General features: G+C 63.9%; 17 protein-coding genes. 12 read left to right on the top strand and 5 right to left on the bottom strand.

The genetic code is table 11. The features are described 5' to 3' along the window. Window positions 1-12 precede the first annotated feature (12 nt). From EJ072_RS33740 to EJ072_RS33720, 5 genes are all read left to right on the top strand, one after another. Window positions 13-1035, top strand: a complete 1023-nt coding sequence (locus tag EJ072_RS33740; protein WP_126083112.1) for an alcohol dehydrogenase catalytic domain-containing protein — start codon at window positions 13-15, stop codon at window positions 1033-1035. A gap of 30 nt (window positions 1036-1065) precedes the next feature. Then, a complete protein-coding gene (hutC, locus tag EJ072_RS33735; protein ID WP_126083111.1) occupies window positions 1066-1797 on the top strand; it encodes a histidine utilization repressor in 732 nt (243 codons plus the stop codon). Window positions 1798-2082: 285 nt separating this feature from the next. Beyond that, the gene (locus EJ072_RS33730) at window positions 2083-3084 is read left to right on the top strand and encodes an ABC transporter substrate-binding protein (protein ID WP_126083836.1); all 1002 of its coding nucleotides are present in this window, start codon (window positions 2083-2085) and stop codon (window positions 3082-3084) included. 88 nt (window positions 3085-3172) lie between these two features. Further along, window positions 3173-3967, top strand: a complete 795-nt coding sequence (locus EJ072_RS33725; RefSeq protein ID WP_189341540.1) for an ABC transporter permease — start codon at window positions 3173-3175, stop codon at window positions 3965-3967. A 13-nt stretch (window positions 3968-3980) separates the two neighbouring features. Then, a complete protein-coding gene (locus EJ072_RS33720) occupies window positions 3981-4763 on the top strand; it encodes an ABC transporter ATP-binding protein (RefSeq protein ID WP_126083109.1) in 783 nt (260 codons plus the stop codon). A 122-nt stretch (window positions 4764-4885) separates the two neighbouring features. Here EJ072_RS33720 and EJ072_RS33715 read toward each other — a convergent pair whose 3' ends face one another. After that, complete coding sequence (locus EJ072_RS33715; protein WP_126083108.1) at window positions 4886-5293, bottom strand: hypothetical protein; 408 nt, start codon at window positions 5291-5293, stop codon at window positions 4886-4888. 142 nt (window positions 5294-5435) lie between these two features. On the opposite strand from EJ072_RS33715, the gene EJ072_RS33710 reads away from it, so the two are divergent. Beyond that, entirely contained in the window at window positions 5436-5873 is a 438-nt protein-coding gene (locus tag EJ072_RS33710; protein WP_126083107.1) for a MarR family winged helix-turn-helix transcriptional regulator, read from the top strand. On the opposite strand, the gene EJ072_RS37190 is transcribed toward EJ072_RS33710, so the two are convergent. The 3 genes from EJ072_RS37190 to EJ072_RS33700 form a co-directional block, all read right to left on the bottom strand. Then, on the bottom strand, window positions 5864-6283 hold the full coding sequence (locus EJ072_RS37190) for a hypothetical protein (RefSeq protein WP_245467091.1): 420 nt from the start codon (window positions 6281-6283) through the stop codon (window positions 5864-5866). The genes EJ072_RS33710 and EJ072_RS37190 overlap by 10 nt on opposite strands. After that, window positions 6253-6597 (bottom strand): polysaccharide deacetylase family protein, encoded by a 345-nt coding sequence (locus EJ072_RS37185; protein WP_245467090.1) that lies wholly within the window; start codon window positions 6595-6597, stop codon window positions 6253-6255. The genes EJ072_RS37190 and EJ072_RS37185 overlap by 31 nt, the downstream gene beginning before the upstream one ends. Window positions 6598-6668: 71 nt before the next feature. After that, entirely contained in the window at window positions 6669-8738 is a 2070-nt protein-coding gene (locus tag EJ072_RS33700; protein ID WP_126083106.1) for an EAL domain-containing protein, read from the bottom strand. Between the two features lie 139 nt (window positions 8739-8877). On the opposite strand from EJ072_RS33700, the gene EJ072_RS36265 reads away from it, so the two are divergent. Genes EJ072_RS36265 through tdh form a run of 3 tightly spaced genes read left to right on the top strand, consistent with a single transcriptional unit; the run spans window position 8878 to window position 11313 of the window. After that, complete coding sequence (locus EJ072_RS36265) at window positions 8878-9042, top strand: hypothetical protein (RefSeq protein WP_189343157.1); 165 nt, start codon at window positions 8878-8880, stop codon at window positions 9040-9042. Then, complete coding sequence (locus tag EJ072_RS33695; RefSeq protein WP_126083105.1) at window positions 9039-10226, top strand: glycine C-acetyltransferase; 1188 nt, start codon at window positions 9039-9041, stop codon at window positions 10224-10226. The genes EJ072_RS36265 and EJ072_RS33695 overlap by 4 nt, the downstream gene beginning before the upstream one ends. 52 nt (window positions 10227-10278) lie before the next feature. Further along, complete coding sequence (gene tdh / locus EJ072_RS33690; RefSeq protein WP_126083104.1) at window positions 10279-11313, top strand: L-threonine 3-dehydrogenase; 1035 nt, start codon at window positions 10279-10281, stop codon at window positions 11311-11313. 203 nt (window positions 11314-11516) lie between these two features. Here the strand turns inward: tdh and EJ072_RS33685 are convergent, their stop codons facing one another. Beyond that, window positions 11517-11963: a MarR family transcriptional regulator gene (locus EJ072_RS33685; protein ID WP_126083103.1), complete on the bottom strand. Its 447-nt coding sequence runs from the start codon at window positions 11961-11963 to the stop codon at window positions 11517-11519. Between the two features lie 130 nt (window positions 11964-12093). On the opposite strand from EJ072_RS33685, the gene hmgA reads away from it, so the two are divergent. From hmgA to EJ072_RS33670, 3 genes are read left to right on the top strand one after another with little or no spacing between them, the layout of a single operon-like run. After that, window positions 12094-13407: a homogentisate 1,2-dioxygenase gene (gene hmgA, locus EJ072_RS33680; RefSeq protein WP_126083102.1), complete on the top strand. Its 1314-nt coding sequence runs from the start codon at window positions 12094-12096 to the stop codon at window positions 13405-13407. A gap of 10 nt (window positions 13408-13417) precedes the next feature. Beyond that, entirely contained in the window at window positions 13418-14305 is an 888-nt protein-coding gene (locus tag EJ072_RS33675) for an MBL fold metallo-hydrolase (RefSeq protein ID WP_126083101.1), read from the top strand. Beyond that, window positions 14302-15315, top strand: a complete 1014-nt coding sequence (locus EJ072_RS33670) for a fumarylacetoacetate hydrolase family protein (RefSeq protein ID WP_126083100.1) — start codon at window positions 14302-14304, stop codon at window positions 15313-15315. The genes EJ072_RS33675 and EJ072_RS33670 overlap by 4 nt, the downstream gene beginning before the upstream one ends. The last annotated feature ends 2 nt before the right edge of the window (window positions 15316-15317 follow it).

Genomic DNA, 15317 nt, shown 5'->3' with positions numbered 1-15317 from the left:
CGGGCCGGCGCGATGAAGGCCGCCAGACTGCATGGCCCCGGCGACCTGCGTGTCGAGGATATCGCCGCGCCGGGGGCTCCCGAGCCGGGCTGGGTGAAGCTCAATGTCGACGCCGCCGGCATCTGCGGTTCCGACCTCCACAATTTCCGCACCGGACAATGGATAAGCCGCGCGCCGTCGACGGCCGGCCATGAACTGACCGGCACGGTGGTCGCGGTCGGCGAGGGCGTCGGCACCGTCGCCGTGGGTGACCGGGTGGTCGCCGATTCCCGCTTCTGGTGCGGGGAATGCGCGCAATGCCGCGCGGGCAGGCGGCATCTGTGCGCCTCGCTGGGCTTCGTCGGCGAAGTATGCGACGGCGGCTTTGCCGAGCAGACGGTGCTGCCGGCGCGCCTGCTGCATCTCATCGACGCCGCGCTGGATGAAAGAGTGGCGGCCATGGCCGAGCCGCTCGCCGTCGCGCTGCATGCTGTGCGGCGCCTGCCGAAGACCGCGGGTTCGGTGCTTGTCGTGGGCTGCGGCACCATCGGCGGCTTGGCGGCGCTGCTCCTGTCGCGGACGCTCCCGGGCAGGGTGCTGATCGCCGACCGCAACAAGGCGCGCTGCGAGCGTGTCGCCCGGGTGACCGGCGCCACCATCGTCGATCTCGACCGCGAGGCCATTGCCGAAGCCACCGCCGACGCACCTCTGCTTGCCGCCGTCGAGGCGACCGGCAGCATCGCCGCGCTCAACCAACTGCTGGGTGTTCTGGGTTCCGGCGCCACCGTGGCGCTGGTCGGCATTTTCCACGGCCGCCTCGACATAGACCCCAACATGCTGGTCGAACGCGAGATCGGTCTGCTGGGCTGCCATGCCTTTGCCGATGAGCTGCCCGACGCCATCGGGATGCTGGCGGAGCTGTCCGGACCACTGATCAGCCTGATCGATCGCGAGATCGGCCTGGACGATATTCCTGCCGCTTATGAGCGTCTTTTGGCGGGGCAGGGCGACGGCTTGAAAACCATTATCCGGCTGCGGCAGCCTGCCGGCACCTGATTTCCGATGTTCGCCGGAAAGGACTTTTGAATGAGTGCTTTGCCCGATACGGCCAGCCCCCTCTACGAGAAGGTCAAGGACTACATCCTGACCAACATCGGAACCGGCAAGTGGACCAAGGACAGCAAGCTGCCGTCCGAGAATGAATTCGTGGCCGCGCTCGGCGTGTCGCGCATGACCGTCCACCGCGCCTTGAGGGAATTGACCTCGGCCGGCTTCCTGATCCGGTTGCAGGGCGTGGGGACATTCATCGCGCCGCCAAAGCCACAATCGACGCTGATCGAGATCAACAACATCGCGGCCGAGATCGTCGCGCGCGGCAACAGGCATCGCTCCGAGGTTCTCGTCCTCGAAAGGATCACGCCGACCAAGGAGCTCTCGCTGTCCTTCGAATTCGCCAAGCGCGCCGCGATCTATCATTCGGTGGTCGTCAATTTCGAGAACGACCTGCCCGTGCAACTGGAAGAGCGCTTCGTCAATCCGAGTCTGATCCCGGACTACGACAAGCAGGATTTCTCGAAGACGGCGACCTATGATTACCTGATGCAGAAGACGCCGGTGACCGAGGTCGAACACATCATTTCCGCTGTCCCGGCCGATGCCGAGACGGCGCGGCACCTCGCCATCGACGTCGGCGCCTGCTGCCTGCTGCTGCATCGCCGGACATGGACTGGCGCGGTCGTCGCCACCATCAGCAAGCTGACCTATGTCGGCAGCCGCTACTCGCTCGGCAGCCGCTATTCTCCGTCGCGCAAGACGTGAGACGGGTCGAATCGTTCACGCCTCCGGCGCCGGTCATGACGGGGCAGGGATCGGCTTGCCCAAATGCTGCCAAGAGCACGGCAATCAGCCTCTCCAGCTTGTATATGCATGTATGTATTTTAGCCTTGACATCCGTCATCGCCGACGTTGAATATCGTTTCACTCCCGTCGACGTGGCAGGTAAGACGCCGAGGCACAGTGCCGCAAGAAACAGAAGCCGCATTCTCACCGGACGGGAAGTTTGGTTCAAAAAAGCGCTCTGGATCATCAAGGGGAACAAAGATGATGCTTAACCTCACAGGACAATTCCGTGCGCTCGTGGTGGCGGCGACCATCGGCTTCGCCCCGCTCGCCCACGCCGCCGATACGGTCATTCCCGCGACGCCCGAGGCCGGATCGTTCAAGATCGGCATTGAGCCGTGGCTGGGCTACGGCCAGTGGCATGTCGCCGAAGCCAAGGGCCTGTTCAAGGCGAGCGGTCTGTCGGACGTCCAGATCGTCAATTTCACCGAGGACAAGGACATCAACGCCGCCCTGGCGAGCGGCCAGCTCGATGCGGCGAACATCGCCACCCACACCGCCATGGGCATGGTCGCGGCCGGCCTGCCGGTCAAGATCGTGCTGCTGCTCGACGTCTCGATGACCGCCGACGCCATGATCGCCGGCAAGGACGTCGACTCGGTCGCCGATCTCAAGGGCAAGCAGGTCGCCTTCGAGGAAGGCACGACCAGCGACATCCTGCTGAAATACGCGCTGTCCAAGAACGGCATGTCGATCGCCGACGTCCAGCCGGTGCCGATGCCGGCCGCCGATGCCGGCAGCGCGCTGATTGCCGGCCGCGTCCCGGTCGCGGTCACCTATGAGCCTTATCTCACCACGGCCAGGGCGCAGAACAAGGACGTCAAGCTTCTCTTCACGGCCGGCGAGGACCCAGGCCTGATCAGCGACGTGCTGGTCGTGCGCGACGAGGTGATCAAGTCGCGGCCCGGCCAGGTGCTGGCCATGATCAAGGCCTGGGATGCGGCGCTCAAGGATTACAATGCCGACACGCCCGGCGGGCGCGCCATCATCTCCAAGGCGGTCGGCTCGAGTGTCGAGGATCTGAATACGGCGTTCGAAGGCGTGCGTTACTATTCGCTTGCCGAGAACAAGGGCGCGCTGACGGGAGACTTTTCCACCAAGACATTCGCCGACGTCGAGGCCGCCGCCAAGAATGCCGGGCTGCTTCAGGCCGACGTGACGCCGGAGCAGATGATCGATCCGGCCTTCGTCAAGGCCGCACAGTAGGTTCGTGGCGGCCGCCGAGATGTCCGACGAGCCTGCCGGCAAAGCGAGCCCGCCCGGCCCGGCGACGGGACCTGCCGCCAGGCAGGCGATGCGTCGACGCCGATCCTCCGGGATCGGCGCGCCCATCGCGCGCTCCCGCTTCCTGATCATTGCCGTGGCCGTCTTTGCCGGTCTCGGCCTCGCCTGGTGGGCGGCGACGGGGCTCGACCTGGTCAAGCCGATCTTCCTGCCGTCGCCCGCCAGCGTGGCGACGCAACTCGGCAAGCTCTGGGCCGACGGCACGCTGCTCACCGATCTCGAGGCCTCGATCTACCGTATTTCGGTCGGCTTCCTCATCGCCTCGGTGCTCGCCATTCCGATCGGCGTGCTGATCGGCAGCTTCCGAACCTGGGAAGCGGCCATCGAGCCGCTGGTCGATTTCATCCGCTATATGCCGGTGGTCGCCTTCGTGCCGCTCTCCATCCTGTGGGCGGGCACGAGCGACGTCCAGAAATTCCTGATCATCTTCATCGGCACCTTCTTCCAGCAGGTGCTGATGATCATGGACAACGTCAAGCGCGTGCCGGCCGACTTCGTCGGTCTCGGCAGGACGCTCGGCCTTCCGGACCGCAAGATCCTGACGCGCATCGTGGTGCCCAGCGCCTTGCCGGGCATCTGGGATACGCTGCGCATCAGCCTGGGCTGGGCCTGGACCTGGTTGGTGCTGGCCGAGCTCGTCGCCGCGACATCCGGCCTCGGCTATCGCATCACCGTCTCGCAGCGCTATTTCCAGACCAACACCATCATCGGCTACATCCTTCTGTTGGGCATTCTCGGCCTGATCACCGATCAGGTCATGAAGGCGCTGGGCAAGGTGCTGTTTCGCCAGGACAGCCGCTCATGACGAGGTCCGGCCGATGAATTTCCCCAAACTGCGGATCAAGGGCCTCCACAAGAGTTTCGGCACCGGAGCGCGGCGCACCGAAGTGCTGCGCGACATCAACCTCAACCTCGCCGACAATGAGTTCGTGTCGCTGGTCGGCACGTCGGGCTGCGGCAAGAGCACGCTGCTGTCGATCGTCGCCGGACTGCAGGATTTCGACTCGGGCGAACTCGACATCGACGGGTCGCCGATCCTGAAGCCAGGTCTCGATCGCGGCGTCGTCTTCCAGTCCTATACGCTGCTGCCCTGGCTGACGGCGCAGCAGAACATCGAGTTCGCCCTCAAGGCTGCCGGCCATGACCGCGCCACCTGCCGCAGGATCGCGCTTGAGCATCTCGACCTGGTCAAGCTCCCGCGCTCGGCCAATCTCTATCCATCCGAACTTTCGGGCGGCATGAAGCAGCGTGTCGCCATTGCGCGCGCGCTTTCCTACCGCCCCAAGATGCTCTTGATGGATGAGCCCTTCGGCGCACTCGATGCCCTGACCCGGCATCAGATGCAGGAGCTGCTCACCCAGATCTGGGAGGAGCACAGGCTGACCGTGCTCTTCGTCACCCACGACGTCGAAGAAGCCGTCTATCTGTCGGACCGCATTGTCGTGATGGGCATCGGCCCCGGGCGCATCATGCGGACTTTTGACGTCGACATCGAGCGCCCGCGGCGCGAGGAGGTCATGGAGAGCGCCGCCTTCATGGACCTGCAGCGCAATGTCCATAAAGCCATTCGCGAGGCCTCCAGACGCCCCGAAATGGCTTAGCCGCCTGCTCTTGCTGTCACGCCAGCCGGCTGGTGACGCGCAACGGACCTTTGCAAGGAGAGCCACCTGCCGCTCTGGTCCGTTGCGCGCCGCGCCCGGTCGGTTTTGCCGGCCGTGCGGTTTCAGAAAAGCTTGGCGGTCGCCATGCAAAACACCGTGATGACCAGCAACCCGCCGGCGATGCGTTCGCCCCTGGTCATTTTGGCCCGCAGTTGCGTTTGCGTCGCTTGATCGGCGCCAGCCAGTTGCCGGCTGGCGGAGGCGACGAGCGCGCCCTGCACGCCGGCGGCGATCAGCGCCGTCACAATGCCGAGCGCCAGCGCCTTCTCCATCGGGCCGAATGCACCCTCATGGAAGAAATACCAGAGCAGTATGCCGGTCAGGAACACCACGCCGGAGGCGCCGAGCTGCGGCCGGATGAAGCGCTCCGCCTTGATCTCCGGATCGCGGGCGACCGCAATGGTCGTGCCGGCCCAGAACACGCCGGCCATGACGTGCAGGCCGATGACGACGATATAGACATATTGCATGACCGCATTCCTCTCTGTCGCCCGCCGCACGTCGCTGCCATGTCGCGACGCCATCAATAAGACAAAGTTAGAGATCTAACGATTAGATGTCAATTCGTAAAGCTGAGTTTCACGTTCTCATTGCATGCTCTACTGTCACGTCATGACACCATTTGACCGCCCGCCCGTCGGCATGAACCTCGCCCGCACCTCGAAAGTGGTGGCGCAGGCCTTCGATGCCGCGCTGGTCGAGGCCGGCGGCACGCTGCCGGTCTGGCTGACCTTGCTGTCGGTCAAGTCGAAGGAGCTGGCCAACCAGCGCGAGCTTGCCGGCATGATCGGCATCCAGGGCGCGACGCTGACGCATCACCTCAACGCCATGGAGACGCAGGGCTTGCTGACGCGCCGCCGCGATCCCGAAAACCGCAGGGTCCACCAGGTGGCGCTGACTGAGCTCGGCGAAGCGCTGTTCGAGAAATTGCGTCTTGCGGCCGTCGACTTCGACAAGCGGCTGCGGGCCGGCATTCCCGAAGACAGGCTGGCCGAATTCGCCGAGGTGCTCGCGATGCTCAGGCGGAACGCCGAGGCGCCTCAGTCGTAGCCCGCAATCGCCCCGAAAGCGTAGTGACGCAGTCTGAGCGCCGTGATCAGGGCCGTCAGCTTCGTCTTGCCGTCGAAAGCGTCCTGGAACATCTCGTCATGCATGAGCAGGATCAGCTTGTTCGGCCTGGCGAAATGGCCGTAACCGAACAAATGGTCGATCTCGCTGACCAGATGGTCGACGCTCTGAACCGGCTTGCCGCTGTCCTCATGCACCCACTCGTGATCCCAGCCGTAAAGCCAGAAGCCTGAGGCCGCGACGAATTCGTAGTCCGGATCCTCGCGGCCGGCCTCGGCCAGCCCGAGCGAATTGTCGTCCTTCGAGTAATTGGGCAGCCGGAACACGTCGCGTCCGGGCAGCCGCGCATGCACGGCCGGCTTCAGCCCGAGCACAACATTGGCCCGCAGCATGTCGGCGACCACGCCCTCGGTACGCCGTAGAAATGCCGGTAGTGATTATAGGCATGGCTGTAGCTGTGGTTGCCGATCGTCACCAGCGGCATCGATTTCGCCCGCTGCAACAGCGCCCGGCTGGTAGCATTGGCTTCGACATGCATGCCGACCATGAACAAAGTTGCGGGCACCTGCTCGGCCTGCAGCACGTCGAGGATGTTGGCTGTACCGTTCAGCGGACCGTCGTCGAAAGTGAGGTAGATGGTGCGATCGGCGGCCGAGGCGGGCGATGCGACATGCAGCAGGAACGGCAGGATATAACGAAGCGGCATTCGCAAAACTCGGTTGCGATCCCGATTGGCCGCCATAACGCCCGGTTGTGTCAAGCTTGTTGACGAAAGTGTCAGCCCAAGCTGCCCTGCAGCAGCTTCAGCTTCGCCTTTTTCGGGCTGCGCGCCGCCAGCCATTCGCGCGCCTTGTCCTGCGGCATCGGGAAGGCGATGGAATAGCCCTGCACCTGGTCGCAGCCGATCGCCATGAGCGAGTCGAGCTCGGCCTCGGTCTCGGCGCCCTCGGCGACGATCGAGATGCCCAGCCCCCTGGCAAGCTCGGTGATGGCGCGCACGATCTTGCTGTTGTCGCCGTTCTCGTTGATGTTCTGGACGAAGCGGCGGTCGATCTTCAGCCGGTCGATCTCGTTGGGGTTGACGTGGCTCAGCGAAGCATAGCCGGTGCCGAAATCGTCAAGTTCCAGATGCACGCCCGCGGCGCGGATGTGGCGGAGCTTGGCGGCGATTCCGGTCTTCTCGTCGTCGAGGATGACGGATTCGACGATCTCCAGCGAAAGCTTCTGCGGCGCCAGCCCGGCGCGCTCCAGCGTGCCGAACAGGAACTCGTCGAAATCGGGCTCGCGAAGTTCGGTACCGGAGACATTGACAGCGATGCGCCCGAAATCGATTCCGGCGCGGTCCCATTCGGCGGCCTCGTTGATCGCCTTGCTGATGACGATGCGGCCGACATCGGGCATGAAGCCGCATTTCTCGGCGACGGGAATGAACTCGCCGGGCGAGATCATGCCGCGCGTGGCGTGGTTCCAGCGTACCAATGCCTCGATGCCGCTGATCTTGCCGCTGGTCAGCGACACTTGCGGCTGGAAATAGACCTCGAAACTCTTGTCGGCGATCGCCGTGCGGATGTCCTGTTCGAGCTGCTTGCGGTAGTCGAGCTCGCGCCGCAGTTCCTCCGAGAAGAAGGAGAAATTGCCGCCGCCGAGCTTCTTGGCGGAATAGAGGGCGAGGTCGGCATGGACGAGCAGGTCCTGCGCATTGTCGGCGTCGACTGGATAGACCGCGATGCCGGCGCTGGCGCCAGGCATGATGGTCGTACCCTGGAAGGTGATCGGCTCGTTGATTTCGGCAAGGATGCGCTTGGCCAGCGCATGGATGTCCTCGGTGGTGCCGGCCCCGTTGAGGATCATGACGAATTCGTCGCCGCCGAGCCGCGCGCAGAGGTCCGACGCGCGGCAGGAATCGCGCATGCGCTGCGCCGTCACCACCAGCACATAGTCGCCGGCGGCGTGTCCGAGCGTGTCGTTGATCTGCTTGAAGCGGTCGAGATCGAACTGGACCACCGCCAGGCGCTCGCGGCGCCGGTGCGCGCCCTTGATCAGCGTATCGAAATGGTCGGTCAGGAAGGTACGGTTGTGGAGACCGGTCAAGCCGTCATGCACGGCGATGAAGGCCATGGAGTTGCGCGCGTCGACCAGCTCGCGGGTCTTGCGCAGGATGGCGTTGGACATCGGCCGGAAGATGAACAGCGCCACCAGCACGATGACGCCGAGGGTGGCGAAGAACAGCGTGCGGTGCAGGTCGAGGATGTTGCTGGATTGCGCGTCGGCGAATGCGCTGATGCGCTGGCCGAGCGCGGCATAGCCCGACAGTGTCGCATTGGCGACGGAAGCGTCGAGGCCGGCGCGTTCGCCGCCGGCCTTGTAGCCGTTCCTCTGCATGCCGAGCTGCGACTCGAAGGACGAGACCAGCCTTTCGCCATTGGCGACGAGCCCGACCGAGAAGTAATCGAGGTGGAACGGCTTGTTGAACAGCACATATTCGATCGACTTCGGATCGTTGCGTGCCGGCGACAGCGGATCGGCGCCGGTCTCCTTGAGCAGCCGGTCGTAGCTGGTTTCGAATTCGCCGGTCGCCTGCTTGAGCGCGGTGACCAGCGACGGCTGCTTGTCGCGCGAGGCAGCGCCCGTGGCGCTCGCCAGGAAGACGATGCGCTGCGACAGCGCCTTCTGCGTCGAGACGATGTCGAGCAGGGCATCATTGTGCTGCTGCTGCGCCATCAGCTGCTGCAGAAGAATGAAGGAGGCCACCACCATGGCGGCAATAATCGTGAGCGCCAGCCAGTAGCCGGTCTTGATGAGCAGGATCAGCTTGCGCGAAACGCTCTGCACTGGCTGCTGCGACATGATCTAAGTGACCCTCCGGTCGACGGATTCCCGCCTTGGATGCGTGACGGGAAGACGCTTGCCCTGAAAGGGTTAACAGCTCGGCAAAGGAGGCTGATGGCGATCGCGGCGGCGCGACAAAGCTCGCAAGATGGTTATCATGTCGTTTCCCGCGCACAGCTTTTTGATCGCATTGCTGTTGCACCGCCGGGAAGGATTGCTGTCCGGCTTTCGCGACGCCACCGAAGCGGTCGCTTTTGCGATGGATTTTTTGCAGCCGTGGCGCGACAGTCCGGCCTCGAACCGAACAGGGCCGGACCCATGAGCAAAGCATTCCTTTCCCACATCGACAGCGAGCTCCAGGGGCTGAAATCGGCCGGGCTCTACAAATCCGAGCGGGTGATTTCCTCCATGCAGTCCGCCGAGATCGAGGTCGGCGGCGAAAAGGTGCTGAACTTCTGTGCCAACAATTATCTCGGCCTCGCCGATAGCCTGGACCTGCGCGACGCGGCAAAGCAGGCGCTCGACCGCTACGGCTACGGCATGGCTTCGGTGCGTTTCATCTGCGGCACGCAGGAGGAGCACAAGGAACTCGAGACGACGATCTCGTCCTTCCTCGGCATGGAGGACACCATCCTCTACTCTTCCTGCTTCGACGCCAATGGCGGGCTGTTCGAGACGCTTCTTGGCGAGGAGGACGCCATCATCTCCGACGCCTTGAACCACGCCTCGATCATCGACGGCGTCAGGCTCTCCAAGGCCAAGCGCTTCCGCTACGCCAACAACGACATGGCCGATCTCGAGGCCAGGCTGAAAGAGGCAAAGGACTGCCGCTTCCGGCTGATCGCCACCGACGGCGTGTTCTCGATGGACGGCATCATCGCCAATCTGCGCGGCGTCTGCGATCTGGCCGCAAAATACGATGCGATGGTGATGGTCGACGACAGCCATGCGGTCGGCTTCGTCGGCAGGAACGGCCGCGGCTCGGCAGAGCATTGCGGTGTCGAGGGGAGGGTGGACATCATCACCGGCACGCTGGGCAAGGCGCTGGGCGGCGCCTCCGGCGGCTACACGTCCGGCAAGAGGCAGGTGGTCGACTGGCTGCGCCAGCGCTCGCGGCCCTATCTCTTTTCCAACACGCTGATGCCGGCCATCGCCGGCGCTTCGATCAAAGTGTTCGACCTGATTCGCCATGGCGACGCGCTGCGTGAGCGCCTATATGCCAATGCGGATCGCTTCCGCTCCAGCATGGGTAAGCTGGGCTTCACCCTGGCCGGCGCCGATCACCCGATCATCCCGGTGATGCTGGGCGATGCGGCTTTGGCGCAGGAGATGGCCGCGCGCATGCTGAAGCGCGGCATCTATGTCATCGGCTTCTCCTTCCCGGTCGTGCCGAAGGGCCAGGCGCGCATCCGCACCCAGATGTCGGCGGCGCATTCCAGCGCCGACATCGATCGGGCGGTCGAAGCGTTCGGCGAGGTCGGCAAGGAACTGGGCGTCATTTCCTGAACGCCCGGCGCTAGAAAACGATTCCGGATCAATAGATTCGAAGGACAACAGAATGTCGAACATGATGAAAGCGCTGGTGAAGGCCAAGGCTGAGCCGGGCATCTGGATGGAAGAGGTGCCGGTGCCGGAGATCGGCCCTAACGACGTGCTGATCAAGGTCAAGAAAACCGCGATCTGCGGCACCGACGTCCACATCTACAATTGGGACCAGTGGGCGCAGAAGACTGTGCCGGTGCCGATGGTGACGGGCCATGAATTCGTCGGCACTGTCGCCGATTTCGGCGCCGCGGTCACCGAATACAAGGTCGGCCAGCGCGTCTCGGGCGAAGGCCATATCGTCTGCGGCCATTGCCGCAACTGCCGCGCCGGGCGAGGGCATCTATGCCGCAACACGCTCGGCGTTGGCGTCAACCGCCCCGGCGCTTTTGGCGAATATATGGTCATCCCGCAGCACAATGTCGTGCCGATCCCGGACGATGTTCCGGACGAGATCGCGGCGATCTTCGATCCGCTGGGCAATGCGGTTCACACTGCACTGTCCTTCGATCTGGTCGGCGAGGACGTGCTGGTCACCGGCGCCGGCCCGATCGGCATCATGGGCGCGCTGGTCGCGCAATGCGTCGGCGCGCGAAAAGTCGTCATCACCGACATCAACCCGGTCCGGCTGGATCTGGCGCGCAAGCTTGGCGTCCAGCATGTGGTCGACGCCTCGAAGGAAAAGCTGCGCGATGTCATGCCTTCGATCGGCATGAGCGAAGGGTTCGATGTCGGCCTGGAGATGTCGGGTGCCGCGCCTGCCTTCCGCGACATGATCGACACGATGAACAATGGCGGCAAGATCGCCATTTTGGGCATCGCGCCCACCGGCTTCGAGATCGACTGGAACAAGGTCATCTTCAAGATGCTGCATCTCAAAGGTATCTACGGCCGCGAGATGTTCGAGACCTGGTACAAGATGATCGCGCTCGTGCAGGGGCCGCTGGATGTTTCGGGGCTGATCACGCACCGCATTGGGATCGACGATTTTCAGGTAGGGTTCGATGCGATGCGGAGCGGCAGCTCGGGCAAGGTGGTGATGGATTGGTGAGGGGCTTCTAAGGAAACGTCGAGTTCCTTCGCCCCCTCTCTGTCCTGCCGGACATCTCCCCTCAAGGGGGGGAGATTGGCAGTTTCGGCGCCGGCTCTCATCCTGCAATGTTGCCGATTGGCGAAAGCCGGGGTGACATCTAATCTCCCCCCAAGAGGGGGAGATGTCCGGCAGGACAGAGAGGGGGGCCTCGCGCCAACCTATCAGCCCTTTTCCTCCAAGGCCCCCTCCAGCGCCGCGATCCCCGTCACGATCGCCGCCCGTTCCTCCGCGCTGAACCTCCCCAGAAGCTCCCTTTCAAACGCCTTCGCCAGCGGCACCATTTCCCGATAGGCGGCAACTCCCGCCTTGGTCAGCGCAAGATGCTCGACCCGCCGATCCTTCTCGTCCGGCGTGCGCGTCAGCCAGCGCCGGCGTTCCAGCTCGGCCACGGCGCGCGACACCTTGGTCTTGTGCATGGCCGACTGCTCTCCGAGCTCCGTTGCCGTCATCATGCCGCGCTGGCCGAGGCCTGAGAGCGTGCGCCATTCCGGCCGCGTCAGGCCGTGGCGCTCCTTGTAGATGCGGGAGAACTCGCGGCTGACGGTGTCCGCCAGCTGGTAGAGACGGTACGGGAGAAAGCTTTCAAGATCCAGGATATCCGGTTCCATGAAGCGCTCCTCCGGGATGCAGCGCGGCGTTGATAGTTACATTTTCGATGGTTACAAATGAAACCAGTTTGGTCAACATCGCCGACAGGCTAGCACCGTGAGGCTGGACGTCGGGATCAGGGAGGATCGGATGGGCTTTTCATATATGCCGGGCTTCGGCAATGACTTCGAGACCGAGACTCTGCCCGGCTCGCTGCCGCAGGGGCGCAACTCGCCGCAGCGGCCTGCCTATGGGCTTTATGCCGAGCAGCTCTCCGGCTCGCCTTTCACCGCGCCGCGCGGCACCAATGAGCGTTCGTGGCTCTACCGCATCCGCCCGAGCGTGAAGCACACCGGCCGCTTCAAGGGCGTGAGCTATCCCTTGTGGAAGACTGGCCCCAACATCGGCGATCATGAGCTGGCGCTCGGCCAATACCGCTGGAATCCGACGCCCATGCCCACCGAGCCGACGGACTTCATCTCCGGCATGCGCACCTTCACCACGGCCGGCGATGCTGTCGGGCAAACCGGCATGGCCGCGCATGTCTATGTCGCCAACCGCTCGATGGTCGACGACCATTTCTTCAACGCCGACGGCGAGTTGCTGGTCGTGCCGCAGGTCGGCGCGCTGCGCTTCGTCACCGAGATGGGTGTCATCGAGCTTCGGCCCGGCGAGATCGCCGTGCTGCCGCGCGGCCTGGTCTTCAAGGTCGAGCTCGCCGACAAGGAGGCGCGCGGCTATGTCTGCGAGAATTATGGCGCCAAATTCACCATGCCGGACCGCGGCTCGATCGGCGCCAATTGCCTGGCCAATCCGCGCGACTTCAAGACGCCCTGCGCCTGGTTCGAGGAGAAGGAGACGCCGTGCCGGCTCATCGTCAAATGGTGCGGCTCTTTCCACGTCACCGAACTTGGCCATTCGCCGCTCGATGTCGTCGCGTGGCACGGCAACTACGCGCCCTACAAATATGATCTGGCTACGTTTTCGCCGGTCGGAGCCATCCTGTTCGACCATCCGGACCCGTCTATTTTCACCGTGCTGACGGCGCCGAGCGGCGAGGAGGGCACGGCCAATGTCGACTTCGTCATCTTCCCGCCGCGCTGGCTGGTTGCAGAGGACACGTTCCGTCCGCCATGGTACCACCGCAACATCATGAGCGAGTTCATGGGCCTGATCCATGGCCAGTACGACGCCAAGGAAGAGGGCTTTGTGCCGGGCGGCATCAGCCTGCACAATCAGATGCTGGCGCATGGGCCGGATGCTTCCGGCTTCGAGAAAGCCACCCGCGCCGAGTTGAAGCCGGTCAAGCTCGACAACACCATGGCCTTCATGTTCGAGACCCGATTTCCCCAGATGCTGACGCGCTATGCCGCGGAACTCGGAACCTTGCAGGAGAACTACATCGACTGCTGGGCCGACCTGAAGAAGCGTTTCAACGGCACCCCGGAGGGCGATTGGTCTTGAGGCTCGCCCGATGAGCGACAGGCTGGTGCTTCTGGGTTCCAAGGGCGGCCCGGCGTTGCGTCCGGGCGGGCCATGGCCGAGCTCATCGCTCCTTCAGATCGGCGAGCGTGACATCGTCGTCGATTGCGGGCTCGGCGTCACGCGCGGTCTGGTCGATGCCGGCGTCAGCCTCAGGGCGCTTGACCTGATCTTCATCACGCACCTTCATTCGGACCATATTTTGGAACTCGGGCCGCTGATCCACACCGCTTGGACAGCGGGGTTGACGACGCCGATGACCGTTTTCGGCCCACCCGGCACACAGGACTACTGGCGGCATTTCTGCCGGGCGATGGAATTCGACATCGGGATCCGCATCGTGGACGAGGGCCGGCCGGATATCCGCGAACTGGTCTCCATCAAGGAATTCGGCGAGGGCGCCATCCTGGAGGAGGAAGGACTGACAGTGACGGCGCTGCGCGTCGACCATCCGCCGGTGACCGACTGTTTTGCGTTGCGTTTCGAGCATGGCGGTAGAAGCGTAGTTTTTTCCGCCGACACGGCCTTCTTTCCGCCGCTGGCCGGCTTTGCCAAAGAGGCCGACATTCTCGTCCATGAGGCCATGCTGGAAGAAGGTGTGGAAAGGCTGGTCGCCCGGACCGGCAACGGCGCGCGGCTGCGCGAGCACCTCTTCGCCAGCCACAGCCTCGCCGAGGATGCCGGCCGCATCGCCAGCGATGCCGGTGTGCGGCGGTTGGTGCTCAACCATCTCATTCCGGCCGACGATCCAGCCATCGGCGAAGCCGATTGGGTCGCCGCTGTCAGGAAAACTTGGCCGGGTGACTTGACGATCGCCCGCGACGGCCTTGTTGTACAACTAAGCGGCGCCAAAGCCGCGCAAGGAGAGGAAACCGCATGAAGCTTGCCACACTGAAGAACGGGACGCGCGACGGGAAGCTTGTCGTGGTCTCGCGCGATCTGACGCGGTTCACCGATGCCTCCTTCCTGGTGCCGACGCTGCAGGCCGCGCTCGACGACTGGCGCCGCATTGCCCCGCATCTCGCGACGTTGGCGGAATCGCTCGAGACCAACGCCGTCCCGTCGGAGCGTTTCCACGAACACAACGCGCATTCGCCGTTGCCGCGGGCCTATCAATGGGCGGACGGCTCGGCCTATGTGAATCATGTCGAGCTGGTGCGGAAGGCGCGCGGCGCCGAGATGCCGGCAAGCTTCTGGACCGATCCGCTGATCTACCAGGGCGGCTCGGATAGTTTTGTTCCCCCGCGCGATCCGATCCGCATGGCCGATGAAGCCTTCGGCATCGACATGGAGGCCGAGGTTGCGGTCGTCGTCGACGACGTGCCGATGGGCGCGAGCCTGGAAGAGGCGAGGGAGGCGATCCGCCTCGTCATGCTGGTCAACGACGTGACGCTGCGCGCCATCACCGGGCCGGAACTGGCCAAAGGCTTCGGCTTCTTCCAGTCGAAACCGTCATCGGCCTTCTCACCGGTCGCTGTCACACCCGACGAACTGGGCGATGCCTGGGATGGCGGCAAGGTCAGCCTGCCGCTGCTCGCCGATCTCAACGGCAAGCCCTTCGGCCGCGCCAATGCCGGCGTCGACATGACCTTCGATTTTCCGGCATTGATCGCGCATGCCGCGAAAACCCGGCCGCTTGCCGCCGGCACCATCATCGGCTCCGGCACCGTTTCCAACAAGCTGAATGGCGGGCCGGGCAAACCTGTCTGGGCCGGCGGCGCCGGCTATTCCTGCATCGCCGAACTGCGCATGATCGAGACCATCGAGAGCGGCGAGCCAAAGACGCCGTTCCTGCTTTTCGGCGACACGGTGCGCATCGAGATGAAGGACAAGGCAGGCCACTCGATCTTCGGCGCCATCGAGCAGAAGGTCGAGAAATACGAGGGGTGAAG

The organism is Mesorhizobium sp. M2A.F.Ca.ET.046.03.2.1 (genome assembly GCF_003952425.1).
Lineage (GTDB): Bacteria > Pseudomonadota > Alphaproteobacteria > Rhizobiales > Rhizobiaceae > Mesorhizobium.
This window is presented reverse-complemented; position numbering and strand designations above follow the sequence as displayed.